Source organism: Roseateles sp. P1_C6, assembly GCF_056406315.1.
The window spans coordinates 287633-314615 of record NZ_JBFUAK010000005.1 but is presented as its reverse complement, the minus strand read 5'-3'; the positions used below and the strand labels follow the sequence as shown (position 1 = coordinate 314615).

At 70.0% G+C, this 26983-nt stretch carries 22 protein-coding genes and 1 pseudogene; 18 read left to right on the top strand and 5 right to left on the bottom strand.

The window, feature by feature from the left end; genetic code table 11:
• Positions 1-22 precede the first annotated feature (22 nt).
• Both AC1D29_RS12765 and AC1D29_RS12760 read right to left on the bottom strand, forming a co-directional pair.
• Positions 23-1312: an ATP-binding protein gene (locus tag AC1D29_RS12765; protein WP_477897816.1), complete on the bottom strand. Its 1290-nt coding sequence runs from the start codon at positions 1310-1312 to the stop codon at positions 23-25.
• Positions 1309-2058, bottom strand: a complete 750-nt coding sequence (locus AC1D29_RS12760) for a response regulator (protein WP_477897814.1) — start codon at positions 2056-2058, stop codon at positions 1309-1311. Before AC1D29_RS12760 ends, AC1D29_RS12765 begins: the two co-directional genes overlap by 4 nt.
• A 148-nt stretch (positions 2059-2206) precedes the next feature.
• Here AC1D29_RS12760 and AC1D29_RS12755 point away from each other — a divergent pair, with 148 nt between their 5' ends.
• From AC1D29_RS12755 to AC1D29_RS12725, 7 genes are all read left to right on the top strand, one after another.
• Complete coding sequence (locus tag AC1D29_RS12755; RefSeq protein ID WP_477897812.1) at positions 2207-2659, top strand: DUF2147 domain-containing protein; 453 nt, start codon at positions 2207-2209, stop codon at positions 2657-2659.
• On the top strand, positions 2656-3792 hold the full coding sequence (locus AC1D29_RS12750; protein ID WP_477897810.1) for a cytochrome c biogenesis protein/redoxin: 1137 nt from the start codon (positions 2656-2658) through the stop codon (positions 3790-3792). Before AC1D29_RS12755 ends, AC1D29_RS12750 begins: the two co-directional genes overlap by 4 nt.
• Before the next feature lie 7 nt (positions 3793-3799).
• Positions 3800-4639, top strand: coding sequence for a diaminopimelate epimerase (gene dapF, locus AC1D29_RS12745; RefSeq protein WP_477897808.1), 840 nt, complete (start codon positions 3800-3802; stop codon positions 4637-4639).
• On the top strand, positions 4636-5349 hold the full coding sequence (locus AC1D29_RS12740) for a DUF484 family protein (RefSeq protein WP_477897806.1): 714 nt from the start codon (positions 4636-4638) through the stop codon (positions 5347-5349). The genes dapF and AC1D29_RS12740 overlap by 4 nt, the downstream gene beginning before the upstream one ends.
• A gap of 92 nt (positions 5350-5441) precedes the next feature.
• Entirely contained in the window at positions 5442-6332 is an 891-nt protein-coding gene (locus AC1D29_RS12735) for a tyrosine-type recombinase/integrase (RefSeq protein WP_477897804.1), read from the top strand.
• A complete protein-coding gene (locus AC1D29_RS12730) occupies positions 6329-7840 on the top strand; it encodes a hypothetical protein (RefSeq protein WP_477897802.1) in 1512 nt (503 codons plus the stop codon). The genes AC1D29_RS12735 and AC1D29_RS12730 overlap by 4 nt, the downstream gene beginning before the upstream one ends.
• Complete coding sequence (locus tag AC1D29_RS12725) at positions 7837-9018, top strand: class I SAM-dependent rRNA methyltransferase (protein ID WP_477897800.1); 1182 nt, start codon at positions 7837-7839, stop codon at positions 9016-9018. Before AC1D29_RS12730 ends, AC1D29_RS12725 begins: the two co-directional genes overlap by 4 nt.
• A gap of 2 nt (positions 9019-9020) precedes the next feature.
• Here the strand turns inward: AC1D29_RS12725 and AC1D29_RS12720 are convergent, their stop codons facing one another.
• Positions 9021-9497 carry an Lrp/AsnC family transcriptional regulator gene (locus AC1D29_RS12720; protein ID WP_477897798.1) on the bottom strand — a complete coding sequence of 159 codons (477 nt, stop codon included), beginning with the start codon at positions 9495-9497 and terminating at the stop codon, positions 9021-9023.
• Between the two features lie 136 nt (positions 9498-9633).
• Between AC1D29_RS12720 and glmS the strand changes: the two genes are divergently transcribed.
• Entirely contained in the window at positions 9634-11493 is a 1860-nt protein-coding gene (gene glmS, locus AC1D29_RS12715; protein ID WP_477897796.1) for a glutamine--fructose-6-phosphate transaminase (isomerizing), read from the top strand.
• Here the strand turns inward: glmS and AC1D29_RS12710 are convergent, their stop codons facing one another.
• Positions 11494-13557 carry a TonB-dependent siderophore receptor gene (locus AC1D29_RS12710; protein WP_477897794.1) on the bottom strand — a complete coding sequence of 688 codons (2064 nt, stop codon included), beginning with the start codon at positions 13555-13557 and terminating at the stop codon, positions 11494-11496.
• A complete protein-coding gene (locus AC1D29_RS12705) occupies positions 13554-14750 on the bottom strand; it encodes a PepSY-associated TM helix domain-containing protein (protein WP_477897792.1) in 1197 nt (398 codons plus the stop codon). Before AC1D29_RS12705 ends, AC1D29_RS12710 begins: the two co-directional genes overlap by 4 nt.
• A gap of 693 nt (positions 14751-15443) precedes the next feature.
• Here AC1D29_RS12705 and dgoD point away from each other — a divergent pair.
• The 10 genes and pseudogenes from dgoD to AC1D29_RS12655 all read left to right on the top strand — a co-directional run bounded on the left by dgoD (position 15444) and on the right by AC1D29_RS12655 (position 26981).
• Positions 15444-16592, top strand: a complete 1149-nt coding sequence (gene dgoD / locus AC1D29_RS12700) for a galactonate dehydratase (protein WP_477897790.1) — start codon at positions 15444-15446, stop codon at positions 16590-16592.
• Positions 16592-17497, top strand: coding sequence for a 2-dehydro-3-deoxygalactonokinase (locus AC1D29_RS12695; RefSeq protein WP_477897788.1), 906 nt, complete (start codon positions 16592-16594; stop codon positions 17495-17497). The genes dgoD and AC1D29_RS12695 overlap by 1 nt, the downstream gene beginning before the upstream one ends.
• A gap of 1 nt (position 17498) precedes the next feature.
• A complete protein-coding gene (locus AC1D29_RS12690; RefSeq protein ID WP_477897786.1) occupies positions 17499-18116 on the top strand; it encodes a 2-dehydro-3-deoxy-6-phosphogalactonate aldolase in 618 nt (205 codons plus the stop codon).
• A gap of 31 nt (positions 18117-18147) precedes the next feature.
• Positions 18148-20565: a beta-galactosidase gene (locus AC1D29_RS12685; RefSeq protein ID WP_477897784.1), complete on the top strand. Its 2418-nt coding sequence runs from the start codon at positions 18148-18150 to the stop codon at positions 20563-20565.
• 8 nt (positions 20566-20573) lie between these two features.
• Positions 20574-21485, top strand: coding sequence for an SMP-30/gluconolactonase/LRE family protein (locus tag AC1D29_RS12680; RefSeq protein ID WP_477897782.1), 912 nt, complete (start codon positions 20574-20576; stop codon positions 21483-21485).
• A 16-nt stretch (positions 21486-21501) separates the two neighbouring features.
• Positions 21502-22488 (top strand): arabinose ABC transporter substrate-binding protein, encoded by a 987-nt coding sequence (locus tag AC1D29_RS12675; RefSeq protein ID WP_477897780.1) that lies wholly within the window; start codon positions 21502-21504, stop codon positions 22486-22488.
• Positions 22489-22566: 78 nt separating this feature from the next.
• On the top strand, positions 22567-24078 hold the full coding sequence (gene araG, locus AC1D29_RS12670; protein ID WP_477897778.1) for an L-arabinose ABC transporter ATP-binding protein AraG: 1512 nt from the start codon (positions 22567-22569) through the stop codon (positions 24076-24078).
• Positions 24079-24137: 59 nt separating this feature from the next.
• A pseudogene (gene araH / locus AC1D29_RS12665) lies at positions 24138-25061 on the top strand (L-arabinose ABC transporter permease AraH); the annotation flags it as partial.
• Positions 25045-26214, top strand: coding sequence for a glycoside hydrolase family 53 protein (locus AC1D29_RS12660; protein ID WP_477897776.1), 1170 nt, complete (start codon positions 25045-25047; stop codon positions 26212-26214). The pseudogene araH and the gene AC1D29_RS12660, both read left to right, overlap by 17 nt.
• Positions 26211-26981: an SDR family oxidoreductase gene (locus AC1D29_RS12655; RefSeq protein ID WP_477897774.1), complete on the top strand. Its 771-nt coding sequence runs from the start codon at positions 26211-26213 to the stop codon at positions 26979-26981. Before AC1D29_RS12660 ends, AC1D29_RS12655 begins: the two co-directional genes overlap by 4 nt.
• The last annotated feature ends 2 nt before the right edge of the window (positions 26982-26983 follow it).

Genomic DNA, 26983 nt, shown 5'->3' with positions numbered 1-26983 from the left:
CTCCCCATGAACGCGGGCTTCATCAAGATGCAGGTCGGCGCGGTGCCGGCAGGCTCAGCCGGGCCTCCAGGCCGTCGCCTTCGCGCGGCAGCAGTTCCAGCGTCGCACCCAGCGCCTGCGCGAGGCGCAGCGCGATCGCCAGGCCCAGGCCGGTGCCGCCGCTGGTGCGGTTGCGCGACGCCTCCAGGCGCACGAAGGGCTGCAGCGCGGCCTGCAGTTGATCGGCCGGGATGCCCGGTCCGCGGTCCAGCACGGCGATCTGAAGTGCACCGTCGACCGGCGTGACGACGACCTGCGCCGCGCCGGCGAACTTGACCGCGTTGTCGATCAGGTTGCCGACGATGCGGCGCAGCGCGCGCGGCCGCGTGGTGACGGGCGCAAGCGCACTCGGCGCATCGAGGCTGACTCGCTGGCCCGCGTCCTGGCCGTCGCAGACCAGGCCGTCCAGCAGCGCGACGAGGTCCACTGCCTGGGGTGCCTCCTCGGCCGCGTGCGCGCTGGCCGCGTAGTGCAGGCCCTCGGCGACCAGGCCTTGCATCTCGGCGATGTCGGCCAGCAGCTTGTCGCGCGCCTCGCCATCGGCGAGCAGCTCGCTGCGCAGGCGCATGCGCGTCAGCGGCGTCTGCAGGTCGTGCGTGACGGCGGCGAGGATGTGGGCGCGCTCGCGCAGGTGCGCCTGGATGCGCGCCTGCATCGCGTTGAAGGCACGCGCCGCGGACGCCACCTCGCGCGGGCCGTCTTCGCGCAGCGGCGTGGCGGCCAGGTCCACGCCCAGGTCGTCGGCGGCGTCGGCCAGGCGGCGCAGCGGCCGTGTGGCCAGGCGCACGGCCGCCGCGCCGCACAAGGCCAGCACGGCGATCTGCGCGGCCAGCAGGGCCAGCGTCGTGCCGGCCAGCGTCAGCCTGGGCGGCTGCACGTGCAGTGCCAGCGCGCTGCCGTCGGCCAGCGCCAGCGCGAAGACCAGCTCGCCGTCGGGCCGCGTACCGGACGCGACCAGCCGAGCGGCGCCGACCTCTTCGGCCAGCGCCTGCGCGAGGCCGGCGGCCAGCTCGTCAGGTGCGAGCGCCTCGGCCGGTGACGCCAGCTCGTAGTGGTAGTTGGGCCGCGCCAGCCTGGGCAGCCAGGCCGCGCGCTCGGCGGCGGGCAGGTGGTCCAGCACGGCGACGGCCGTGGCCACGTCGCGGCCCAGATAGGCTCGCATCAGCCGGCCCATCGCGTCGCCGCGCTCGGCCAGCCAGGCCAGGCTGGCCAGGCCGTAGGCCAGCAGCAGGCCGATGAGGAGCAGGCCGGCGATGCGGCTGGCCAGGCTCACGGCGTCAAGGCTTCGACGGCCGCGCAGAACACGTAGCCTTCGTTGCGCACGGTCTTCAGCAGCCGGGCTTCCTTGGCGTCGTCGCGCAGGCGGCGGCGCAGGCGGCTGACGAGCAGGTCGATGGAGCGGTCGAAGAGGTCGGCATCGCGGCCCTGGGTCAGGTTCAGCAACTGATCGCGGCTGAGCACGCGCTGCGGGTGGTCCAGCAGTGTGCGCAGCAGCCGGTACTCGCCGCCGGTCAGCGGCACCAGCGTGCCGGCGGGGTCCAGCAGGTGGCGGCCGGTCGTGTCCAGCACCCAGTCGTTGAAGCCCAGACGTCGTGCCTGGTGCAGCGGGCTCAGCCGCGGTGGCAGCTGGCGGGTGCGGCGCAGCACGGCGCGGATGCGCGCCAGCAGCTCGCGCGTGGCGAACGGCTTGGCGAGGTAGTCGTCGGCGCCCATCTCCAGGCCCAGCACGCGGTCGGCCTCGTCGCTGCGCGCGGTCAGCATCAGGATGGGCAGCGGCTCGACCTCGCGGCCGCGCAGCTCGCGGCACAGGCTCAGCCCGTCTTCGCCGGGCAGCATCAGGTCCAGCACGACGAGGTCGATGGTCTGCGTCGCCAGCACGGCGCGCATCTCGCGGCCCTGGGTGGCGGTGCTGACGCGGTAGCCGGCGGCGCGCAGGTAGTCGGCCAGCAGCGCGAGCAGCTGGCGGTCGTCATCCACCAGCAGCAGGTGGTCGGGGCGCACATCGGGCCGGTCTTGCATGGCGGCCACGATAGCCCAGGCGGTCGGGCGTTTTGTATCGCTCTTTGTCTGCGCGGCGGGCACGTGTCTGGCGGCGACACATCGACATTGCCGCGATACCGCCACGCCCTGCAATGGCGCCTCCTTCCACTTGAACGAGGTGCCCGTCATGCGAACCGCTCTTCTCTTCATCGCCGCCCTGCTGGCCGCCGGCGCGGCACAGGCCGACCCGCGCGGCCTCTGGTTGACCACCAGCGGCAACCTGGAGGTGCGCATCGAGCCCTGCGGCGCGGCGCTGTGCGGCAAGGTGGCGCGCGTCATCGCCAACCAGTCGATGAGCCGGCCCGGCGACGCCATGGCAGCGGACGCGCAGCCGGCACACGAGGGCATGGGCATCCTGAAAGACTTCCTGCCGTCGGCCAGCGACGCGACGCCCGAAGGCGGGCGTGTGACGACCGAATGGCGCGGCCGCATCTTCAACCGCGAGAACGGCAAGACCTATGACTGCCTGATGTCGCTCGGCCCGGCTGGCGAGCTGAGGCTGCGCGCCTATGTCGGCCTGCCGCTGTTCGGCAAGACGCAGGTCTGGCAACGCGTGCCGGGCGCGCAGGCGCAGCGATGAGCGCGGTGCTGCCGTTGACGGCCGCCTTCGGCGCCGGCCTGGCCACCGTCGCCAGCCCTTGCGTGCTGCCGCTGCTGCCGGCGCTGCTGGGCAGCGGCTGGGGTCGGACGGACCCGTGGCGACCGCTGCTCATCGTGCTGGGCTTCACCGCGTCCTTCAGTGCGCTGGCGTTGGCCTTCGGGGCGTCTGCAAGCGCGCTGGGCCTGTCGGCCGGCGCGCTGCGCGATGGCGCGGCGCTGCTGTTGCTGGCTTTCGGCCTGCTGCTGGTCTGGCCGGCCGGCTGGGAGCGGCTGGCCCGGCCGCTGGGCCGCGTGGCCGACTGGACGCAGCGCTTCGGCCACGGCGGTGGGCGGCTCGGTGCGCTGGCGCTGGGCGCGAGCCTGGGTGCGCTGTGGACGCCTTGCGCCGGCCCGGCGCTGGCCAGCATCCTGGCGCTGGTCGCCAGCGCGGCCGACCGGCAGCAGGGCGCGGCGCTGCTGGTGGCCTACGCGCTGGGGGCCGGCGGCCCCATGCTGGCCGTGGCCCATGGCGGCCAGCGCATCGCACAGCGGCTGCGGCAATGGTCCGGCCCGCTGCGCCGGGCGCTGGGCGTGCTGGTCATGACCTTGGCGGGCGCCAGCCTGGCGGATGTCAGTTCGGCCTGGGTGGCGGGGCTGACGGCGCTGACGGGTCCGTCGGCGTCGGCCCAGAACCAGGTCGTCGGCAGGCCCGCGCCCGAGCTGGCCGGCACGGGCGCCTGGCTCAACAGCCCGCCGCTGACGCTGCAGGCGCTGCGCGGCCGGCCGGTGCTGGTCGACTTCTGGACCTGGGACTGCGTGAACTGCCTGCGCAGCGTGCCCGTCATCGAGCGGCTGCACCAGCGCTTTGGGTCGCGCGGCCTGGTCGTCATCGGTGTGCACACGCCCGAGTTCGCGCATGAGCGGCCGCTGGACGGCGTGCAGGCCGCGGTCAGGCGGCTGGGGCTGCACTACCCGGTCGTGCAGGACAACGAGTACCGCGTCTGGCAGGCCTTCGGCAACCGCTACTGGCCGGCCGCCTGGCTCATCGATGGCGAGGGCCGCATCGTCTACCGCCATGAGGGCGAAGGGGGCGAGGCGCAGCTCGCCGCGGCCATAGAGAGCGCCTTGCGATAATCGGCGCATGAGATTGCGCTTCACCAAGATGCACGGCGCGGGCAATGACTTCGTCGTCATCGATGCCACCCGGGAGCCGTTCGCGCTGACGAAGGCGCAGATGCGCCTGCTGGGTGATCGGCGCTTCGGCGTCGGCTGCGACCAGATCCTGGTCATCGAGCCCAGCCAGGATGCCGGCGCGGACTTCCGCTACCGCATCTTCAACAACACCGGCGACGAGGTGGAGCACTGCGGCAATGGCTCGCGCTGCTTCGTGCGCTTCGTCGTCGATGCGGGCCTGACGGCCAAGCGCGAGATCCAGGTCGACACCATGAACCGTCGCCTGGCGCTGACGCTGCAGGATGACGGCCGCGTGACGGTGAACATGGGCGCGCCCGTGTTCGAACACGCGGCCCTGCCTTTCGATGCGAGCGGGCTTCAGCCCCGGCTGGAGAACGGCTTTGAGCTGTGGCCGGTGGATGGCGTTGAGTTGGCCGTGCTGTCCATGGGCAACCCGCATGCGGTGCAGCGTGTCGACGATGTCGAGACCGCGCCGGTGCTGACGCAGGGCCCGCGCATCGAGCGCCATGCGCGCTTTGCCAAGGGCGTGAATGCCGGTTTCATGCAGATCCTGGCGCGCGACCGCATCGCGCTGCGCGTGTTCGAGCGCGATGCCGGCGAGACGCTGGCCTGCGGCACGGGCGCCTGCGCGGCCGTCGTCGCGGGCATCCGCGCGGGCTGGCTGGACGCCGCCGTCGAGGTGCAGACCCGCGGCGGCCTGCTGAAGATCGAATGGGCCGGTGGCCAGAGTCCGGTCATGATGACGGGCCCGGCCGTGAAAGTTTTTGATGGAGAAATCGAACTGTGAGTTCCAACCCGGCCGCTGACGCGGTGCAAGGCATCACCGAAACCGACATCGCCAACTACCTGGCGGCCACCCCCGGTTTCTTCGAGCGTCACTCGGCGCTGCTGGCCAGCGTGCAGTTGCAGCACCCGCATGGCGCGCGCGCCGTGTCGCTGCAGGAGCGCCAGGCGGAGATGCTGCGCGACAAGATCAAGGGCCTGGAGCTGCGCGTCATCGACATGATCCGCAACGGCCAGGACAACGTGGCCATCGCCGACCGCCTGCACCGCTGGACGCTGGCCGTCATGCGCGCCGCCGGCACGCCCGCGACGCTGCCGGAGGTGCTGCTGAGCGAGCTGCGCCACCAGTTCATGATCCCGCAGGCCAGCGTGCGCCTGTGGGGCGTGGCGGCCGAGCATGAGGCGGCCGAGTACGCGGCCTCCGTCAGCCCGGACGTGAAGAGCTTCGCGTCCAGCCTGAGCCAGCCCTATTGCGGCGTGAACTCGGGCTTCGAGGCGGCGCGCTGGCTGGGGCTGAGCGAGAGCGGCGGCACGGCGACGTCGCTGGCGCTGATCCCGCTGTGCCAGCCCAATGCCAACGAGGGCAAGCCCTTCGGCCTGCTGGTGCTGGGCTCGCCGGACCCGACGCGCTACACGGCCGAGATGGGCACGGACTTCCTGACCCGTGTGGGCGAGATCGCCAGCGCTGGCCTGGCGGGTTTGCTCGCTGCATGAGTGAACAGGCCGAGCGCCGGGCCGCCCCAAGCCGGCCTGACGTCCCCTCGGCGGCCGAGGGGCCTCGACTGATCGCGGACTACCAGGAGTTCTTGCAGCACGCCCGCGTGCAGCAACGCCTGAGTCCGCGCACACTGCGCATCTACACGGACGGCCTCGAACGCCTGCAGGCCATGCTGGCGGAAGCCACCATCGACGCACGCACGCTGAGCATTGCCCAGGCGCGGCGCCTGGCGGCGCTGCTGCATCGCGAGGGCCTGGCGCCCAAGTCCATTGCGCTGCTGCTGTCGGTCTGGCGCAGCGCCTACCGCTGGCTGGGTCTGCAGGGCCGGGTCGCGCTGAACCCCTTCGACGGGCTGCGTGCGCCCAAGGCGCCCAAGCCCTTGCCCAAGGCGCTGGGGGTGGACGACGCCGTGCAACTGGCCAGCTACACGCCGGATGACGTGGCCGATTCGCGGCTTGAGGCGCGCGACCGCGCGATGGTCGAGCTGCTGTACGGCGCCGGCCTGCGCGCGGCCGAGTTGATCGGGCTGGACGTGCAGGCCAGCGGCCAGGCGGCCGGCTGGGTCGACCTGCAGTCCAGCGAAGTGCATGTGCTAGGCAAGGGCGGCAAGCGCCGCAGCACGCCGCTGGGCAGGGCAGCGGCCGAGGCGCTGCAGGCCTGGCTGGTCGTGCGCCCGCAGCTCGCCGTGGCGGGTGAACCGGCATTGTTCGTCGGCGCACGCGGCCGCCGCGTGGCCGGCTCCACGCTGCGCGTGATGCTGTCGGCGCGCGCCGTCGCCGCTGGCACGCCGGCCCATGTCCATCCGCACATGCTGCGCCACAGCTTCGCGTCCCACCTGCTGCAATCCAGCGGCGACCTGCGCGCGGTGCAGGAGCTGCTGGGCCACGCCCACATCACGACCACGCAGGTCTACACGCAACTGGACCATCAACACCTGGCCAGGATTTACGACGCGGCTCACCCCCGCGCCAAGAAATGACCGTTCGAATCGCCACGCTGCTGGCCCTGCTGCCGGCCTGCGCGCTGGCCACCCCCGATGACGTCCCGTTCGCCCGCGTGAACACCGTGCGCCCCGCCGCGGTCGAGGGCAACTGGACGCGCATGAAGATGCCCGACGGCGGTCGCACGGCCTTCGCGTCGCTGAGCTACATGATGGCGCTGGACGACGACTGGGGTTTCGGCCCCGGCTTCTACGGCGCGGCCAAGGGTGACTACGGCGGCATCTTCACGGTCGGCTTCACGGGCCAGCGTCGCTGGCGCCTGTCCAGCAACACGCACCTGGCGGCCAGCCTTTATGTGGGCGCGGGTGGCGGCCTGTCCAGCCAGCAGCTGCGCTTTGGCGGCGGCCTGATGCTGCGGCCCGAGCTGTCGCTGCGCACCGAGAACGGCGCCTGGTACACGGGTGTGGGCATCTCGCAGATCCGTTTCCCGAGCGGCAACGTGAAGAGCGGCGTGGGCCTGGCCTTCACGGTCGGCCGGTCGATGGACTTTGCGAGCTTCTCGCCCGACGACGCCGGCAAGCCGGCCCGCGCCGGTCGCCGCACGGGCCTGGGCTTCGACGAGATTGCGCTGACGGGCGGCATGGAGAAACCCCGTGCTTCCACGCGTGACCGTGGCGGCAACCCGCGCACGGCCAAGGTCGGCAAGGCCGGTGCGGAGCTGCGCCAGTACATCGCCGACGGCAGCTGGTGGGGCGTGGAAGCCTCCGGCGCGGCCAAGGGCGGCGCCGACGGCTACATGGAAGTGCTGGGCCAGATCGGCCAGGACTGGGCGCTGTTCGGCACGCCGCGCTTGCGGGTGGGCGGACAACTGGGCGCGGGCCTGGGCGGCGGCGGCAGCATCGACAGCGGCAACGGCTGGCTGCTGCGCGCGGGGCCCACGCTGCGCTGGATCACGCCGTGGGGGCCGACCGTGCGTGTGGACGCCGGTATTACCCATGCGCCCAGCGGCGCCTACAGCGCGAACTATCTGCGCGCCGTGCTGGCCATGCCGCTGGACCGCACGCCGACGCTGATCGGCGACGACCCCGGCGGCACGGTGCGTGTGCAGCAACTGGGCGCCAGCGTCATGCACCTGCCGCGCGTGCGCTTCAAGGACGGTCGCCAGGAGGCCGTCAGCCACCTGGCTGTCAACATGTCGCGCGAGTTCTCGCCGCGCCTGTACGGCACGGCCCAGGCGGGCAGTGCCGCGGCGGGCAGCGCGGGTGCTTATTCCTTCGGCCTGTTCGGCCTGGGCGTGCAGAGCGACCCGCTGTGGGGGTCCTTGCGCGTCGGCGCCGAGGTGCTGGTCGGCGCGGCCGGCGGCGGTGGCGTGAAGGTGGGTGGTGGCGCGGTGACGCAGGCCGAGGCCTGGGCGCAATGGGCCGTCAGCGAGCGGCTGCGGCTGCGCGCCGGCGTGGGCCAGTTCCGCACCATCCGCGGCCATGACCAGTCCACGCCGCTGACGCACCTGCAGCTCAGCTACGCGTTCGGTACGCTGCAGCGATGAAGAAGATCACGCTGCGTGCCGGCAAGGAGCGCTCGCTCGTCAAGCGCCACCCGTGGGTGTTCGAAAGCTCCATCGCCCGCGGCGGTGGCGACTCGGGCGAGACGGTGCGTGTGGAGTCGGCCGACGGCGCCTTCCTGTGCTGGGCGGCGTTCAGCCCGCAGTCGCAGATCCGCCTGCGCGCCTGGAGCTTCAACGAGGCGGAGCGCATCGACGCGGCCTTCTTCCAGCGCCGCATCGTGCAAGCCATCGCGATGCGCGCGCGGCTGGCGATCGCGTCTGATGCCTGGCGCCTGATCCACGGCGAGGCCGACGGCCTGCCGGGCCTGATCGTGGACCGCTACGGCGACACGCTGGTGGCGCAGTTTGGCGGCGCCGGTGCCGAGCGCTGGAAGGCGCCGATTGCCGACGCGCTGCTGGCCGCGACCGGCCTGACGCGGCTGTACGAGCGCTCCGATGCGCAGGCGCGCGAATGGGAAGGCCTGCCCGTGCAGACCGGCTGGCTGAGGGGTGAGGGCGAGACCGCGCTGACCATCCGCGAGCACGACTGGCAGCTGACGCTGGACGTCGCCGAGGGCCACAAGACCGGCTACTACCTGGACCAGCGCGACAGCCGCCGCCGCTTTGCCGATGCGGTGCGGCAGTACGGTGTGAAGAGCGTGCTGAACTGCTTCAGCTACACGGGCGGCTTCTCGGTCGCCGCGCTGGCGGGCGGCGCGAGCCAGGTCATCAGCGTGGACTCCTCCGGCCCCGCGCTGGCGCGTGCCAGGGCGCATGTCGAACTGAACGGTTTTGACGCCGGCCGCCACGAGGCCTGGGATGCCGACGTGAATGCGATCTTGCGCCGCTGCTTGCAGGAAGGCCGGCGCTTCGACGCCATCGTGCTGGACCCGCCGAAGTTCGCGCCCACGGCCGCCCACGCCGAACGCGCTGCGCGGGCCTACAAGGACATCAACCGGCTGGCCTTCATGCTGCTGAACGACGGCGGCCTGCTGTACACCTTCTCGTGCTCGGGCGGCATCCCGCCCGACCTCTTCCACAAGATCGTCGCCGGTGCGGGGCTGGACGCAGGTGTCGACGGCTACATCGTCGAACGCCTGTCGGCCGCGGCCGACCACCCGCAGACGGTGTGCTTCCCGGAAGGCGACTACCTCAAGGGCCTGGGCATCCTGCGACGCTAGGTTCAGCCCGGCGCTGCAGGCAGCGCGATGCGCGTGTCGAACTTGGCCCGCTTCACGCTGAAGAAGGCCTTGATGTTGCGCACGTTGGCGTCCTGGGTCAGCAGGCGTTGCGTCAGCGCGTGATAGGCCGGCATGTCCGCCACCTGCACGACCAGCACGAAGTCCGGCCCCGGCGACACCCGCCAGCATTGCTGCACGGCGGCCTCCTGCACGGCGCGGGCCTCGAAGGCGTCCAGGTGCTCGGCGCCCTGGCGGTCCAGCGTGATCTCCAGCAGCGCCGACAGGCCCGCACCGAGCCGGTCCGGCGACAGCAGCGCGACGCGGCGCTCGATGACACCGGCGTCGACCAGGCGCTTCACGCGGCGCAGGCAGGTGGCCGGCGACACGGCCACGCGGGCCGCCAGGTCCTGGTTGCTCAGGGAGGCGTCCGTCTGCAGCACGTCGAGCAGCCGGAGGTCGATGGCGTCAAATTCATTCATACATGTTTATGTTTTGAATGGAAATTTCACAAACAATGCGGATGGAAATTTTCATTCATATTTCGATGAATTTCGCATGCATATACCGATTTGGCTTGCCTAGGATGCGCCCCATCCCTAGAACGGAGAGTCATCCATGTGCGGCATCGTCGGCGCGGTCAGTCAGCGCAACATCGTTCCCATCCTCGTCGAAGGCCTGAAGCGCCTGGAATACCGCGGCTATGACTCCTGCGGCGTGGCCGTGCACCAGGACGGCGGTCTGCGTCGTGCGCGCAGCACGTCGCGCGTGGCCGAGCTGCAGCACCAGGCCGACCAGGATGGCATCTCCGCCGGTACCGGCATCGCCCACACCCGTTGGGCCACGCATGGCGCACCGGCCGTGCACAACGCGCACCCGCACTTTTCGGTCGGCCCGAGCGCGAGCGGCGACGGCGTCGGCCGCATCGCCCTCGTGCACAACGGCATCATCGAGAACCACGACGAGCTGCGCGCCGAACTGAAGGCGCGCGGCTATCACTTCGCGAGCCAGACCGACACCGAGGTCATCGCCCACCTGATCGACCACCTCTACAGCGGCGACCTGCTGGACGCCGTGCAGCAGGCTCTGCCGCGCCTGAAGGGCGCCTACGCCGTGGCGGTGTTCTGCCGCGACGAGCCGCACCGCGTGGTCGCCGCGCGCGAGGGCTCGCCGCTGGTGCTGGGCGTGGGCGAGCAGGAGAACTTTGTGGCGTCGGACGCCATGGCGCTGGCCGGCGTGACCAACCAGATCGTCTACCTGGAAGAGGGCGACGTCGTCGACCTGCAACTGGGCCGCTACTGGCTCAGCCGGCTCGACACGACGACGGGCCGCTACGTGTCCGTGCAGCGCGAGGTGAAGACCGTGCACGCCCACAGCGGCGCCGCCGAGCTGGGCCCGTACCGCCACTACATGCAGAAGGAAATCTTCGAGCAGCCCACGGCCATCGCCAACACGCTCGAGGCCATCACCAGCATCAGCCCCGAGCTGTTCGGCGACGGCGCCTACCGCATCTTCAAGGAGGTCGACAACGTCCTCATCCTGGCCTGCGGCACCAGCTACTACTCGGGCTCCACGGCCAAGTACTGGCTGGAGAGCGTCGCCAAGATCCCGACCTCGGTCGAGATCGCCAGCGAATACCGCTACCGCGACAGCGTGCCCAACCCCCGCACGCTGGTCGTCACCATCAGCCAGAGCGGCGAGACGGCCGACACCATCGCCGCGCTCAAGCACGCCCGAGCGCAGGGCATGCCGCACACGCTGACCATCTGCAATGTGTCCACCAGCGCGATGGTGCGCGAGTGCGAGCTGGCCTACATCACGCGCGCGGGTGTCGAGATCGGCGTCGCGTCGACCAAGGCCTTCTCGACCCAGCTCGTGGGCCTGTTCCTGCTGACGCTGGCGCTGGCGCAGACGCGTGGCCACCTCAGCGAGGAAGACGAAGCCCGCCACCTGAAGGACCTGCGCCACCTGCCCGTCGCCGTGCAGGCCGTGCTGGCGCTGGAGCCGCAAGTCATCGCCTGGAGCGAAGAGTTCGCGCGCAAGGAGAACGCGTTGTTCCTGGGCCGCGGCCTGCACTACCCGATCGCCTTGGAAGGCGCGCTCAAGCTGAAGGAAATCAGCTACATCCATGCCGAGGCCTACCCGGCCGGTGAACTCAAGCACGGCCCGCTGGCGCTCGTGACCGCCGAGATGCCCGTCGTCACCGTCGCGCCCAACGACGCGCTGCTGGAGAAGCTGAAGAGCAACATGCAGGAAGTCCGCGCCCGCGGCGGCCAGCTCTACGTCTTCGCCGACGGCGACACCGCCATCGAAAGCGAAGCGGGCCTGCACGTCATCCGCATGCCCGAACACTACGGCGCGCTGTCACCCATCCTGCACGTCGTGCCGCTGCAGCTGCTGGCATATCACACGGCCTGCGCACGGGGCACGGACGTGGACAAGCCCCGTAACCTGGCCAAGTCGGTCACGGTGGAGTGATCAGTACTTCCAGCTCACCGTCGCATTGAAGCTCCGTGGTGCGCCGTAGTACGCCTGATCCCATTTCAGGCTGCCCAGGTAGTTGGCGTTGTTGACGTTGTTGACCGACAGGCCGGCGCTCCAGTGCTTGTCGAACTCGTAGCTGCCGTTCAGGTCCAGCACGCCGTAGGCCTTCTGCTTCACGGCGCCGGTGGCGTCGCTGATGCCGCTTTGCCAGCGCAGCGCGGCGCCAAGCTTGAGTTGGGGCAGCAGTTGGTAGGTTGAGCTCAGGCGCAGCGCACGGCGCGGGATGTAGCGGGTCACGTCGCTGCCGTCATTGCCCTTCAGCCGCAACTGGGTCCAGCCACCGGCCAGCCGCCAGTTCCGGGTCAGGCGGCCGTTCACCTCCAGCTCGTAGCCCGTGCTGGTGGCGCTGATGCCCTCGTAGTAGGTGCTGAAGTCCGCGTGCTGGCCGGCGGCCACAGGCACGTTGCGCTGGCGGGTGCGGAACAGCGCCGCACTGCCGGTCAGCTCGCCTTGCAGCCACGATGCCTTCAGGCCGGCCTCCAGGTTGCTGCCTTCCAGCGGGTCCAGTGGCTTGTGGTTGATGTCGGCCTCGAGCTGCGGGTTGAAGACCTCGGCGTAGCTGGCATAGGCGCTGTAGGTCTCGTTCAGTTCCAGCACCGCGCCCAGATAGGGTTTGACGGCACTGTGCTTGTAGGTCTGATCGACGCTGTAGCTGATGCCACTGCTCTTGACCCGTGTGGCGTTGAGGCCGGTGACGACCTTGAGCGCGTCGCTGACGTAGAACTGCGCGGCGGCATAGGCGCTTTCGCGGCGGCGCGCGGTGTCCGAGTAGTTGGTGGACGCGCCGAACGCGGGCTTGGGAAAGCTGCCGTCCCAGCCCTGCAGCGCCGGCACCGGCGCGTCGATGTTGGCGGCGTACAGCGAGAGCTCGTCGAGTGACTGTCGGCCCGCGTTCAGGCCCAGTGTCAGCTGGTGCTGGCGACCCGCCAGCGCGAAGGGGCCGGAGACGAAGGCGTCGGCAACCGTGTCCACGTATTTGCCTTCGAACGCCGACGGGTAGGCCATGAGGCCGGTGTCCGGCGCGCCATAGACGTAGAACAGCTCGCTGGGCGTGCTGCGGCTGCGGCGCGAGACGGTGGCGCGGGCCTGCCAGCCGTCGCCCAGGTCATGGCTCAGTTCGGCGAAGACCTCGGTGTCGCGGTTGGTCCACCAGGCCCAGTCGGCCGCGGAGCTGGTGTTGCGCGAGTAGTCGACGCGCCGGCCCGTGCTGTCCACCAGCGGCAGCGCGCCCCACATCGGGCTGCGTGCCTTGCTTTGCTGCGCGTTCAGGCCCGCGGTCAATTGGGTGTTGCGACCCAGGTCCAGTTCCAGCACGCCATAGACGACGCTGCGGTGCTGGCCGTAGCGGTCCAGGTAGCTGTCCTTGTCCTCGTCTGCGACGACGAGGCGGCCGCGCAGCGTGCCGTCGGCGTTGAGGCTGCCGCCGAGGTCGGCCTCGATGCGGTGCTGGTTCCACGAGCCCAGCGTCAGCGCGGTGCTGGCCGCGAAGCCCTTGCCGTGGGCGCGCTTGCGGATGAGGTTGACCGTGGCCGACGGGTTGCCGGTGCCGGCCAGCAGGCCGGTGGCGCCGCGCAGCACTTCCACGCGCTCGAAAGCGGCGGTGTCCAGCGCACCCCATTGCGCGCCGTTTGCGAACGGCAGGCCGAGGCCGTCGACCTGGAAGTTGGTGATGTCGAAGCCGCGCGCGCTGAAATAGGTGCGGTCGGTCTCGACGCGCTCGACGAGCACGCCCGGTGTCAGGTCCAGCAGCTTGTTGATCTCGGTCAGGCCGAAGTCGCGGATCTGCTCTGCGCTGATGACGGTGATGGACTGCGGTGTCTCGCGCAGCGACAGCTCCAGCCGCGCGGCGCCGCTGCTGCTGCGGGCGTCGTCGGCCGCCTTGGCCTGCACGCGCACGACGGGCAGCGTGTTGTCGGCGGGCGTCTGTTGGGCCAGCGTGGTGCCGGCAGCCAGCGCCAGCGCCAGCGGGGTGAGCATCCAAAGGGTCTTGTTCGTCATGCTTGCGAGGTTTTCAGGGCGGGAGATGCGGGGGAGGGCGCGGTGCGGCGGCGGGCGCGGGCCTTGCGCAGCCAGATCAGCACGCCGGTGACGGACAGGCCGGCGATGGCCAGGCCCAGGGCCGAGACGAGGATGCGGCCGGGCAGGCCCAGGATGCGGCCCGAGTGCAGCGGGAACTGGGCTTGCAGGTAGAGATCGCCGGCCGTGCCTTCGCCCGGGATCAGCGCGCCGGCCGGGCTGCCGTCGCGGCCGTCGACATAGATCCAGGGGTTGCCGAGGCCGCCGTCGCCGTGGTCGTTGCCGGGTGCGAAGAAGCCCACGCCGTAGACGCCGTAGTCGGCTGAATAGAAGATGCCGCCGGCCGGCGCCGCCAGGCCGCGTTCGCGCGCCAGCACGCGGGCGGCGTCGAGCGCCTGGGCGCGCGTGAGTCGCGGTGCGATCGGCTGAGCGCTGGCCTGGCGTGTCTCGAAGGCGCTGGGCGTGAGGCGGGACACCGCCGACACCAGCGGCACGACGACTTGCTGCCGCAGGTTCATGGCCACCGAGGTCAGCGCGATGACCAGCACCAGCAGCCACAGCCACACGCCGCCGCTGCGGTGCAGGTCGAAGTTCAGCGCGTGGCCGCCCTTGCGCCAGCGGAAGGCGAAGGATTTGCGCCAGCTGCGCCAGCTTGGGAAGGACAGGTAGATCGCGACGAAGCAGTCCAGCACCCACACCAGGCCGATCAGCCCCATCAGCCAGATGCCCCAGGCGATGCCGCCGGACTCCGGCAGGTGCAGGCTGTAGTGCAGCGCGTAGAGGAAGGGCAGCAGGTTCTCGCGCGACAGCGACAGCGCACCCCACTGGCGGCGTGCCTGCACCTCGCCGCTGGCAGGGTCCAGCGCGACCTGGTTGAAGCCCGGTGCGTTGGCCGGGTTGCGCGGCTCCACCATGGCCAGCAGCGTGTGGCCGGGTTCCGCTTGCAGCGGCAGGTAGCTCACGCGCAAGCGCGGGTCGGCGGCCTCCAGCGCGTCGGCCAGGGCCAATGCCGGGCGGGCGGGGCCAGCGCTGCGGGCCTCGAAGAACTGCGGGTTCAGTGCCGCGTCCAGCTCATGGTCGAAGGCGATGACGGCACCGGTGAGGCCGGCGATGAACAGGAACAGCGCGGCGGCCAGCCCGAACCAGCGGTGCAGCAGGACAAAGAAGGAACGCATCTCATGGCGGGCCACGCGCCCGGTTGGCAGATTCGCGGCCGGTTGGCGCGCCAATCGCACTTTAACGCAAATGCGAATACATCGCATTTGCGTTCAATGTGTTGCCGACCGCATGTTGGCAACGAGCGCCCACGGCGCGGCCTCGCCGGTGCGCAGTCAATGCCTTCGAGTCGCGGTTGGGGGGTGCGGATGAGGACGTGCCGGCGCTGTGGCCGGCACGTTGCGCCGCCAGGTCGCCTGGACCCGGCCGGCTGGTCATTCAGTTGCGCATGGCGGCCCTGGGCATCGCCATGCGGGTGGCATCACGGGCGTGATGCCCATCGCGCCAGCGCCGGGCGGGTTGCCTCGGCCACGGCGCGCCGTGAGATCAGGCGCCCGTAGCGCCCAGCTTGGTGCCGACGACGTCGCCGAGTTGGGCCACGATGGCCACGACGGAGAAGGCGAGGGTGATGATCAGCAGTTCCATTTCTTTCCCTTTGGTCTTTGTTGAAACGTTTGCATTGTCAGGGTTACTACCAATGCATGCAAGGGTTAACCCTGAAAATTCCAGGTGATGACATGAAGATGTCACGACAAGCTGCTGGGGAATCGACTGGCTATACCAACTTGGTATAGCAACGACTCAAGAAACGATATTTCCTGGTTAGCAGCCCCTCCTAAGCTCTGCGACGTTCCTGAACGAGTCCCCGAGCCATGCGAATCACTAAGCTGACGACCTACCGCGTTCCGCCGCGGTGGATGTTCCTGAAGATTGAAACCGACGAAGGCGTCGTCGGCTGGGGTGAGCCCGTGCTTGAAGGGCGTGCGCGCACCGTCGAGACGGCTGTCCACGAGCTGTCGACCTACCTGGTCGGGCAGGACCCATCCCGCATCAACGACCTCTGGCAAGTCATGTATCGCGCGGGCTTCTACCGTGGGGGCCCCATCCTGATGAGCGCCATCGCCGGCGTCGATCAGGCGCTGTGGGACATCAAGGGCAAGGTGCTGGGTCAACCGGTCTACGAGCTGCTTGGCGGGCTGGTGCGCGACAAGATGAAGATCTATTCCTGGGTCGGCGGTGACCGCCCGGCCGACGTCATCCGCGACATCAAGCGCCTGCGTGAAGGCGGGATCGACACCTTCAAGATGAATGGCACCGAGGAGCTGGGCATCGTCGACAGTGCTCGCAAGATCGACGAAGCCGTGGCCCGCATCGCCGAGATCCGCGAAGCTTTTGGCTACGACATCGAATTCGGCATCGATTTCCATGGGCGCGTCTCGACGCCCATGGCCAAGCCGCTGCTGAGGGCGCTGGAGCCCTATCGGCCGCTGTTCGTCGAGGATCCGATACTGGCCGAACAGGCCGAGCAGTACCCGCGGTTGGCGGAGCACACCAGCATTCCGCTGGCAGCGGGCGAGCGCATGTACTCGCGCTTTGATTTCAAGCGCGTCTTCGCCGCCGGGGGCATCGCCATCGTGCAGCCCGACCTGTCGCACGCTGGCGGCATCACCGAGTGCTACAAGATCGCCGCGATGGCCGAGGCGCATGACGTGGCCCTGGCGCCGCATTGCCCGCTCGGTCCGATCGCGTTGGCGTCTTGCCTGGCGATCGACTTCGTCGCGCACAACGCCGTGCTGCAGGAGCAGAGCATGGGCATCCACTACAACCAGGGCGCTGAATTGCTGGATTTTGTGAAGAACCCCGAGGACTTCCACATCGAGAACGGTTTCATCAACCCGCTGCGCAAGCCGGGCCTGGGCGTGGAGATCGATGAAGAGCGCGTCATCGAGGCCAGCAAGACGGCACCCGACTGGCGCAATCCCGTCTGGCGCCATGCCGACGGCAGCGTCGCGGAGTGGTGATGTCTGAAGCCCGCCTCATTGCGATGGACTGGGGCAGCACGCGGCTGCGCGCCTTCCTGCTCGGCACGGGCGGAGAGGTGCTGGCGACGCGCCAGTCCAACGACGGTGCATCGACGCTGTCCGGTGCCGACGCCTTTGCCGCGGCGCTGGCCGCACTGGTGGGCGACTGGCGCGAGCAATGGCCTGCGCTGAAGCTGCTGGCCTGCGGCATGGTCGGCAGCCAGCACGGCTGGCGAGAGGCGGCCTACGTGGCCTGCCCGGCGGATGCCGCGGCGTTGGCGAGTCGCGCGCTGCAGCTCGACGCTTCCGTGAGCATCGTGCCCGGTCTCGTGGACAGCGCCGCTCAGCCCGACGTCATGCGTGGTGAAGAGACGCAGATCGTCGGCGCGCTCTCGTTGCACCCTGAGCTGGCCGCCGAGGCCTGCCTGGTGCTGCCGGGCACCCATTCCAAATGGGCGCGCGTGCGCGAGGGCCGCGTGACGGGCTTTGCGACCCACATGACCGGCGAGCTGTTCGCGCTGCTGCGCCAGCATTCGGTGCTGGCCCGGCTGATGCCCGCGGATGGCGCCTCGCCTTCACGACCCGAAGCCTTCCTGCAAGGCGTGGACGCGGCGCGTGAAGACGGCGGCCTGGGTCACCACCTCTTCGCCGTACGCACGCTGGGCCTGTTCAAGCAATTGGCGTCCGAGCAGCTGCCCGACTACCTGTCAGGCCTGCTGATCGGCCACGAGATCGCCAGCGAGCTGAACAATGCCACGCAACAGCTCGCGCTGATTGGCGACCCTGCGCTGTGCACGCGCTACGCGCAGGCACTGGGCCGCTTTGGCCAGCCGGCGCCGCTGCTGCTGGACAACACCGCCCCCGCCGGCCTGTGGCGGCTGGCGCAAACCATGAATCTGACCTGACATGCTTGACCGGGCCCTGCAACAACTCCCCCTCGTCGCCATCCTGCGCGGCGTCAAGCCCGAGGAGGTCGAGGCCATCGCCGATGCGCTCTACGCCGAGGGCTTTCGCGTCATCGAGGTGCCGCTGAATTCGCCGAACGCGCTGGACTCCATCGCCCGTCTCGCGCGCCGCATGCCGGCCGATGCCGTCATCGGCGCCGGCACGGTGCTGAGCGTGCAGGCCGTGGCCGACGTCCAGGCGGCCGGCGGCAAGGTCATCGTCATGCCGCATGCCGACGTGGCCGTGATCCGCGAGGCAAAAGCCCGCGGCCTGTTCTGCGTGCCCGGTGCCGCGACGCCGACAGAGGCTTTCGCCGCCGTCAATGCCGGGGCCGATGCGGTCAAGCTGTTCCCGGCCGAGCTCGTCACGCCGACCATCGTGAAGGCCATGCGTGCCGTGCTGCCGAAGGAGCTGCGCCTGCTGCCGGTGGGCGGCATCACGCCGGACAACATGGCGCCGTACGTGAAAGCCGGTGCGGCCGGCTTCGGCCTGGGCTCGGCGCTGTACAGCCCGGGCCTCAGCGCCGACGCGGTCGCGCAGCGTGCGCACGCTTTTGTTCAAGCCTGGCGCGCGCTCTGACGCGTCACACAACAACCCCCGGAGACACCCCATGAACCGCGTCCGCATGCTGAGCGCTGCGCTGCTGCTGGCCGCCTTCGGGCCTGCCGTCGGCCTCGCCGGCGCCGACACCTTGCTCAAGCTGGACGCCCGCGCCGCCGCCGCCACGCCGCAAACCGGCCACCTGAAGCTGGGCACGGCGCGCTCGCCCAAGGGTGAAACGCTGGCCGCCAACAACCAGTACCTGCTGCAAGACGGCAAGCCCTGGCTGCCGGTCATGGGCGAGTACCACTACAGCCGCGCACCCGCCTCGCAGTGGGACACGCAGCTGCGCCTGATGAAGGCCGCTGGCATAGACATCGTCGCCAGCTATGTGTTCTGGAATCACCACCAGGAGCAGCCTGGCGCCTTCGACTGGAAGGGCAACCACGACCTGCGTCGCTTCGTGCAACTGGCCCAGGCCGCCGGGCTGAAGGTCATCGTTCGCCTGGGCCCTTGGGCGCATGGCGAGTCGCGTTACGGCGGCATCCCCGACTGGGTCGTCGATGCCATGCCCACGCGCAGCAACGATGCCGAGTACATGGCCCATGTCGAGCGCCTGTACGCCGAGATCGGCGCGCAGATCAAGGGCCTGCTGTGGAAGGACGGCGGCCCCGTCATCGGCGTGCAGCTGGAGAACGAATACAACCTGCGCGGCCCCGGCCGCGGCGAGGAACACATCAGCGCGTTGAAGGCGCTGGCGCTGAAGGCCGGCATGGACGTGCCGCTGTACACAGTCACCGGCTGGGACGGCACGGTCTACCCGTCCGGCGAGGTCACGCCGGTCTTCGGCGGCTACCCGGACGAGCCCTGGGCGACGAGCACCAAGGAGCTGGCGCCGAAGGAGACGCATGCCTTCCGCTTCAACACCCGCGTCAGCGGCGACCTGGGCGCGCAGACCCAGGCCCATGCGCCCGGCACGGCCGAGACCGACAAGGACAAGGTGCCCTTCCTCGGCGCGGAATACGGCGCCGGCCTGCCGGCCATGTACCGCCGCCGCACGCTGGTGTCGCCGGACGACATCGCCGCCATGCTGCCGGTGCAGCTGGGCTCGGGCGTGAACCTGCTGGGCTACTACATGTTCCACGGCGGCCGCAACCCGGTTGGCGTGGGCGGCACGGGCCTGGAGGAAAGTTCCCTGAGCGGCGGCTACAACGACACGCCGCGCATCAGCTACGACTTCCAGGCGCCGCTGGGCCCGGATGGCCAGCAGCGGCCGGTGTTGACCAAGCTGCGCCCCTTCCACTACTTCCTGCGCGACTACGGTGCCCAGCTCGCGACGATGACCGTGCGCCAGCCCGAGCGCGTGCCCGCCGACCCGGCCGACCTGCAGACGCCGCGCTGGTCCGTGCGCGCGTCGGGCGACAGCGGCTTCCTGTTCTTCAACAACCATGTGCGCCAGTACGCGATGCCGGCGCAGACGGGCGTGCGCTTCGAGGTACAGCTGCCCGGCGGCACGCTGACGCTGCCGAGCAAGCCGGTGGACATCCCGAACGGTGCCTACTTCGTCTGGCCCCTCAACCTGGACCTCGACGGCGTCAAGCTGCGTTACGCCACGGCCCAGCCGATCGCGCGCCTGGACGCCGGCGCGCAGGGGGTCATCCACGTCTTCGCGCCGACGGCGGGCGTCGAGGCCGAGTTCGCGCTGGCGGACGGCGTCAAGACCTTGTCGTCCGAGGGCGCCCAGCTGCTGACCATTGGCAAGACCGAGGGCAAGGCCAACGGCCGCGCGGTCAATGTGCTGCTGCTGTCGACCGAGGAGGTCGCGCAGTTGCAGATCCTGGACATCGCCGGCCAGCGCCGCCTGGTCTTCAGCGAGCAGCAGGCCTGGGTGGCGGATGGCAAGCTGCAGCTGCGTGGCCTCGCGACCGAGCCGCTGCGCGCCGCCGTCTTCCCCGCCCTGGCCAAGCCCCGCGCGGCCGGGCTGGCCGTGCGCCAGGACGGCGTGCTGCAACGCCTGGAGTTCAAGGCCGATGCGGGCGAGCCCACGCTGCAGGTCAGCGCCACGCGGCCGGCCCGCAGTGCGCCGCGCATCCTGAAGGGCGGCCTCGCGAACGCGGCGCTGCAACCCATTCCCGAGGCCTTCGGCACCGCGGCGACCTGGTCGCTGCGCCTGCCGCAGAAGCTGCCCCCGCAGGCCGAGGACGTGCTGCTGGAGCTGGACTTCGTCGGTGACATCGGCCGCGTGTTTGCCGGGCCGCGCCTGTTGGACGACTGGTACTACAACGGCCAGCGCTGGCAGATCGGCCTGCGCCAGTTCGGCCTGAAGCCCGGCCAGACGCTGAGCCTGAGCGTGCTGCCGCTGCGCGCCGATGCGCCGATCTACATCGACGCCGCGCACCGCCCCACCTTTGCCGACGGCCAGACCCAGGTCGCCGAGCTGCGCGGCGCACGGCTGCTGCCGGTGCGCCGCGCCGCGATCACGCCTTGAGGACAGCGATGACCGATACCGCACTCGACCTCATGCTGGCGCACAACGCCACGCTCGGCGAGGGCCTGCTGTGGCGCAACGGCCGTTGGTGGTGGACCGACATCGAGGCCGCCACGCTGTTCGCGTGGCGCCCGGGCAGCGCCGGGCCGCAGTTCTGCCGCCTGCCGGACCGCTTGGGCAGCTTCGCCCATTGCCGCTCCGGCCGGATGCTGCTGGGCCTGGCCAAGCGCATCGCCATCGCGACGCTGGGCGAGGACCTGGCGCTGGCGCAGCTGCGCACGCTGGCCCCCGTCGATGCCGCCGAACCACGCACGCGCATCAACGACGGCCGCACGGACCGGCGCGGCCATTTCGTGTTCGGCACGCTGAACGAGGCCAAGGAGCGGCGTCCCAAATCGACGATCGCCAGCTTCTACCAATACTCGATGCAACACGGCCTGCGCCGCCTGGCGCTGCCGGCCGTGGCGATTGCCAACAGCATCTGCTTCAGCCTGGACGGCCGCACGATGTACTTCTGCGACACGCTCTCCCAGCGCATCCAGCAGTGCGACTACGACGCCGACACCGCCGAGGTCGACAACGTGCGTCTCTTCACGCAGATGGACCGCGACGACGCCTGGCCCGACGGTTCGGTCATCGACGCCGAAGGCTGCCTGTGGAACGCGCAATGGGGCGCCGGCCGTGTGGCACGCTACGACCCCCAGGGCCGGCTGATGGGCGTCATGACCGCGCCGGCCCCGCACACCAGCTGCCCCGCCATCGGCGGCGAGGGCCTGGACCAACTGATGCTCACCACCGCCCGCACGGACCTGGGCCGCGAGGCACTGGCCGCGCAGCCGCTGTCCGGCAGCCTGTTCGGCCTGCGCCTGCCGCAGGCCCTGGGCGTGGCCGACACGCTGTTTGACGACCAAGACGATTGAGAACAAGGAGACACGGATGAACAAGCAACGACGCCTCTGCACCGCCCTGACCCTGGCCTTGCTGGCTGCCCCGCTCGCGGTGCGCGCGGCCGAGCCGGTCAAGGTCGGCTTCCTCGTCAAGCAGGCCGAGGAACCCTGGTTCCAGGACGAATGGCGCTACGCCGAGCAGGCCGCCAAGGACAAGGGCTTCACGCTGGTGAAGATCGGCATCCCCAACGGCGAGAAGATGATGGCCGCCATCGACAACCTGGCCGCGCAGAAGGCGGTCGGCTTCGTCATCTGCGCGCCCGACGTGAAGCTGGGCGTGGCCGTGAACCGCGCCGCCAAGCGCCACAACCTCAAGGTCATGTCGGTGGACGACCAGCTCGTGGACGGCGCCGGCAAGCCCATCGCCGACATCCCGCACATGGGCATCTCCGGCTACGAGATCGGCAAGCAGGCCGGCCTTGCGATGGTGGCCGAGATGAAGGTGCGCGGCTGGAAGCTGGACGAGGTCGGCGCGCTGCGCGTGGCCTTCGACCAGCTGCCCACCGCCCGCGACCGCACCATGGGCGCGGTGGATGCGCTGAAGGCCGCCGGCCTGCCCGTGGCCAATGTCATCGACGCGCCCCAGGCCAAGACCGACACCGAGAGTGCCTTCAACGCCGCCAACATCGCCTTCACGAAGAACGCCAAGTTCAAGCGCTGGGTGGCCGTGGGCCTGAACGACGAAGCCGCGCTGGGCGCGGTGCGCGCCGCGGAAGGCCGCGGCATCAAGCAGGACGCGATGCTGGCCGTCGGCATCGGTGGCAGCCAGACGGCGCTGAACGAATTCACCAAGCCCACGCCCACCGGCTTCTTCGGCACGGTGCTGATCAGCCCCAAGCGCCACGGCTACGAGACCGCGACGGCTGTCTTCGAATGGGCCACCGCCGGCAAGGCGCCCCCGCCCGTGACGCTGACCAGCGGCGTCTTGATGACGCGCCAGAACCAGGCCGAGATCCGAAAGCAGATGGGCTTGTGATGCGGCCCCCCTGTTCGTTCCACTCTCTGCCCCCCGAGGGGGCGCTTCAACGCCTCCGGGCGGCCGATCGGCGTTGAGATGTCATCCCTGCAGTTCGACAACATCAGCAAGCATTTCCCCGGCGTCAAGGCGCTGAACGGGGTCAGCTTCGAGGCGCGTGCCGGCCAGGTGATGGGCCTGCTGGGCGAGAACGGTGCCGGCAAGAGCACGCTGCTGAAGATCCTCGGCGGCCAGTACAAGCCCGATGGCGGCCGCCTGCTGCTGGAGGGCCAGGAGCGCCACTTCACCTCGGCCGGTGACGCCATCGCCGCCGGCGTGGCCATCATTCACCAGGAGCTGCAGTACGTGGCCGAGCTGACCGTGGCCGAGAACGTGCTGCTGGGCCGGCTGCCCACGCGCTTCGGCCTGGTCGACCACAAGGCCGCGCGCCGGCTGGTGGCCGAGCAGCTGGCCGCCATCGGCGTGGACCTGGACCCGGCCGCGCGGCTGTCCGAGCTGTCCATCGCGCAGCGACAGATGGTGGAGATCTGCAAGGCCGTCATGCAGGACGCCAAGGTCATCGCCTTCGACGAGCCTACCAGCAGCCTGTCGCACCGCGAGACCGAGATCCTGTTCCGGCTCGTGAAGCGCCTGCGCTCCGAGGGCCGCACGCTGATCTACATCTCGCACCGGCTGGAAGAGCTGTACGAGCTGTGCGACGCCTGCACCATCTTCCGCGACGGCCGCAAGATCGTCACGCACGAGGTGATGGCCGACGTGCCGCGCGAGCGGCTGATTGCCGACATGGTCGGCCGCGAGCTGCAGGACATCTACGACTACCGCAGCCGCCAGCACGGCCCCGTGCGGCTGGAGGCGCGCGGCCTGCACAGCGCGCGCCTGCCCGAGCCGCTGAGCTTTGCGATGCGCGGCGGTGAGGTGCTGGGCTTCTTCGGCCTGGTGGGCGCCGGCCGCAGCGAGCTGATGCGCCTGCTGTACGGCGCCGATGCGCGCCGCGGCGGCGAGGTGCTGCTGGACGGCAAGGCCGTCTCCGCGGCCGGCCCGTCAGCGGCCATCGCGGCCGGCATCGTGCTGTGCCCCGAGGATCGCAAGGAGCAGGGCATCCTGGCGCACAGCTCGGTGGCCGAGAACATCAACATCAGCTGCCGCCGCCACGGCCTGGCGGGTGGCATCTTCCTGCGCCACGGCCAGGAGGCACAGCGCGCCGACGACTTCATCCAGAAGCTGCGCATCAAGACGCCCAACCGCGAGCAGGAGATCCGCCTGCTGTCGGGCGGCAACCAGCAGAAGGTCATCCTGGCGCGCTGGCTGGCCGAGCCGGGCCTGAAGGTGCTCATCCTCGACGAGCCGACGCGCGGCATCGACGTGGGTGCCAAGAACGAGATCTACAAGATCATCCACGACGTGGCGGCCGCGGGCTGCTGTGTCATCGTCATCTCCAGTGAACTGCCCGAGGTGCTGGGCATCACCGACCGACTCATCGTCATGCGCGACGGCCGCATCAGCGGCGAACTCTCGCGTGACACCGCCAGCGAGACCGCCGCGCTCGCGCTGGCCCTGCCTGACGGAGCGCCTGCCGCGCCCCTGCATTGATCATGAACACGACCACTCTCACGCCTCGCCCCGCCATGTCCACCACGTCCCGCGCCCTGCTCAAGGAACACAGCATGACGCTGGGCTACGGCCTGCTGTTCGTCGTGCTGGCCTTCACCGTCGAGAACTTCTTCTCCACGGCCAACGTCATCGGTCTGCTGCTGTCGGTCGCCCAGATCGGCATGGTGGCCTGCACCATGATGCTGTGCTTGGCCTCGCGGGACTTCGACCTGTCCGTCGGCTCCACCATCGCGTTCGCCGGCGTGCTGGGCGCCATGGTGCTGGAGCGCACCGGCAGCGTGGGCCTGGCCATCGGCGGCGGCCTGCTGGCTGGCGCGCTGATCGGCGCGGGCAACGGCGTGCTGATCGCCTACCTGCGCGTCAATGCCCTGATCGCGACGCTGGCCACCATGCTGATGGTGCGCGGCCTGGCCTTCATCGTCTCCAAGGGCCAGGCGGTGGGCATTGCCGACGAGGGCTTCATCTCGTTCGGCGATACCACCTTCCTGAACCTGCCACTGCCGATCTGGATGACGGCACTGTGCTTCCTCGTCTTCGGCGTGCTGCTCAACCACACGGTGTTCGGCCGCAACACGCTGGCCATCGGCGGCAACCCCGAGGCCGCGCGGCTGGCGGGCGTGAAGGTGGAGCAGCTGCGCGTGTGGATCTTCCTGCTGCAGGGCGTCGTCACGGCGTTGGCCGGGCTGATCCTGTCGGCGCGCATCACCAGCGGCCAGCCCAACGCGGCCACCGGCTTCGAGCTGGACGTCATCTCCGCCTGCGTGCTGGGCGGCGTGTCGCTGCAGGGCGGCAAGGCGCGCATCTTCGGCGTGGTCATCGGCGTGCTCATCATGGGCACGGTCGAGAACGTCATGAACCTGCTGAATGTCGACGCGTTCTATCAATACCTGGTGCGCGGGCTGATCCTGCTCGCGGCGGTGCTGCTGGATCAGCTGAAGACCCGCGGTGAACGCCGTGCTTGATCGGCGCACGCTGCTGGCAACGGCGCTTGCAAGCGCGTTGCCGGCCCTGGCTGCCACGCCGTTTCTGGCCGGCGGCGACATCTCCGCGCTGACCTGGATGGAGCGCGCCGGCGCCGTCTACAAGGACCGGGACGGCAAGCCGGGCGATGCGCTGGAGATCCTGAAGCGTCACGGCCACAACATCGTGCGCATCCGGCTCTACGACCACACCGGCCCGGGCACAGGCGCCGACGGCTGGTACTGGCCCGAAGCCTCCATGGACCTGCCCGACGTGCTGGCCCTCGCGCGTCGCGCCAAGGCGCAGGGCATGCAGATCCAGTTCAGCTTCCACTACAGCGACTTCTGGACCAACTCCAAGACACAGGACCCGCCCCACGCCTGGCGCCGCGAGCTGGCCCGGTTGCCGGACGACAGCGCGCGGTTCGAGCGGCTGCTGGCCCTCGTGGAGGCGCGCACGCGCGAGGTCATGCAGGCGCTCGTGGCGCAGGGCACGGCGCCCGAGTTCGTGTCGCTGGGCAACGAGATCGAGCATGGCCTGCTCTATCCCTGGGGCCGCACCGACAACTGGCAGCGCCTCGGTGCGCTGCTGAAGGCCGGCCACGCGGCCGTGAAGGCCGTCAGCCCGGCGTCGCGCGTCGCGCTGCACCTGGACGACGGTGGCAACGAGGCCAAGTACCGCGACTGGTTCGACCATGCCCGCGAGCAGGGCGTGCACTGGGACGTCATCGGCCCGTCCTACTACCCGTTCTGGACCAAGAAGAACGTCGGCCAGCTCACCGCTTTCTGTGACGCCGTTTCCAGGCGCTACGACAGCGACATCCTCATCATGGAGGCCGGCTTCAACTTCGCGCCCAGGCGCCATGACGGCTGGCCTGGCCAGCTGGAACACAACGGCCCCTACCCGGCCAGCATGAGCAGCCCCGAGGGCCAGCGCGACTTCATGGCCGAGCTGCTCGGCGCGATGAAAGCCGCGCCGCGCGTGCTGGGCGTCCTCTATTGGGACCCCATCATGATCGCCAACCCCGGCGTCGGCTGGGCCCTGAAGGAGGGCTCCGGCGAGCCAGGCCCCAACGTCGTCTCCAACACCACCCTCTTCGACTTCCAGGGCAAGGCTCTGCCCGTGCTGGACATCTGGAAGCGCTACACGCAATGAGTTCTCTCCGTCTGCAAGGCAAGATCGCGCTGGTGACCGGTTCCACCCAGGGGATTGGCAAGGCCGTGGCCCGGCTCTTCGTCGCCGAGGGCGCCAAGGTCATCCTCAACGACTTGCAGGTGACGCCGCAGAGCGAGGCGCTGCTGGCCGAGCTGGGCGAAGACGAGGCCATGTTCGTTGCCGCCGACATCGCCGACGAGGCGGCCGTGCGTGACATGGCCGCGCGCGGCGCCGAGCGCTTCGGCCCCATCAGCGTGCTCATCAACAACGCCGGCATGAACGTCTTCGCCGAGCCCCTGGCGATGACGACGGCGCAGTGGCAGCGCTGCTTCGCCGTGGACCTGGAAGGCGCCATGCACTGCAGCCGCGCCGTGCTGCCGGGCATGCTGGAGGGCGGCGGCGGCAGCATCGTCAACGTGGCTTCCGTGCACGGCCACCGCATCATCCCGGACGCCTTCCCCTACCCGGTCGCCAAGCACGCGCTGATCGGCATGACCAAGGCGCTGGGCATCCAGTACGCCGCGCGCAACGTGCGCGTCAACTCGATCTCGCCCGGCCTCATCCTGTCCGAGCGCGTCGTCGAATGGCTGGCCGGCGTGCCGCCGGAAGAGGCGCGGCGCCAGGTCGAACTGCTACCCTGCAAGCGCATCGGCACGCCGGAGGAGGTGGCCTACACGGCCCTCTTCCTCGCCAGCGACGAGGCCCGTTTCATCAACGCCACCGACATCCTCATCGATGGCGGCCGCTCCCAGCTCTATCACGAGTAGTT

Bases quoted from the DNA above. Each gene is read 5' to 3' on its own strand.
- AC1D29_RS12705 (WP_477897792.1), bottom strand. From the start codon at position 14,750: ATGCGTTCCTTCTTTGTCCTGCTGCACCGCTGGTTCGGGCTGGCCGCC.
- dapF (WP_477897808.1), top strand. From the start codon at position 3,800: ATGAGATTGCGCTTCACCAAGATGCACGGCGCGGGCAATGACTTCGTC.
- dgoD (WP_477897790.1), top strand. From the start codon at position 15,444: ATGCGAATCACTAAGCTGACGACCTACCGCGTTCCGCCGCGGTGGATG.
- glmS (WP_477897796.1), top strand. From the start codon at position 9,634: ATGTGCGGCATCGTCGGCGCGGTCAGTCAGCGCAACATCGTTCCCATC.
- AC1D29_RS12720 (WP_477897798.1), bottom strand. From the start codon at position 9,497: ATGAATGAATTTGACGCCATCGACCTCCGGCTGCTCGACGTGCTGCAG.
- AC1D29_RS12755 (WP_477897812.1), top strand. From the start codon at position 2,207: ATGCGAACCGCTCTTCTCTTCATCGCCGCCCTGCTGGCCGCCGGCGCG.
- AC1D29_RS12675 (WP_477897780.1), top strand. From the start codon at position 21,502: ATGAACAAGCAACGACGCCTCTGCACCGCCCTGACCCTGGCCTTGCTG.
- AC1D29_RS12750 (WP_477897810.1), top strand. From the start codon at position 2,656: ATGAGCGCGGTGCTGCCGTTGACGGCCGCCTTCGGCGCCGGCCTGGCC.
- AC1D29_RS12760 (WP_477897814.1), bottom strand. From the start codon at position 2,058: ATGCAAGACCGGCCCGATGTGCGCCCCGACCACCTGCTGCTGGTGGAT.
- araG (WP_477897778.1), top strand. From the start codon at position 22,567: ATGTCATCCCTGCAGTTCGACAACATCAGCAAGCATTTCCCCGGCGTC.
- AC1D29_RS12690 (WP_477897786.1), top strand. From the start codon at position 17,499: ATGCTTGACCGGGCCCTGCAACAACTCCCCCTCGTCGCCATCCTGCGC.
- AC1D29_RS12655 (WP_477897774.1), top strand. From the start codon at position 26,211: ATGAGTTCTCTCCGTCTGCAAGGCAAGATCGCGCTGGTGACCGGTTCC.
- AC1D29_RS12730 (WP_477897802.1), top strand. From the start codon at position 6,329: ATGACCGTTCGAATCGCCACGCTGCTGGCCCTGCTGCCGGCCTGCGCG.
- AC1D29_RS12695 (WP_477897788.1), top strand. From the start codon at position 16,592: ATGTCTGAAGCCCGCCTCATTGCGATGGACTGGGGCAGCACGCGGCTG.
- AC1D29_RS12680 (WP_477897782.1), top strand. From the start codon at position 20,574: ATGACCGATACCGCACTCGACCTCATGCTGGCGCACAACGCCACGCTC.
- AC1D29_RS12725 (WP_477897800.1), top strand. From the start codon at position 7,837: ATGAAGAAGATCACGCTGCGTGCCGGCAAGGAGCGCTCGCTCGTCAAG.
- AC1D29_RS12710 (WP_477897794.1), bottom strand. From the start codon at position 13,557: ATGACGAACAAGACCCTTTGGATGCTCACCCCGCTGGCGCTGGCGCTG.
- AC1D29_RS12685 (WP_477897784.1), top strand. From the start codon at position 18,148: ATGAACCGCGTCCGCATGCTGAGCGCTGCGCTGCTGCTGGCCGCCTTC.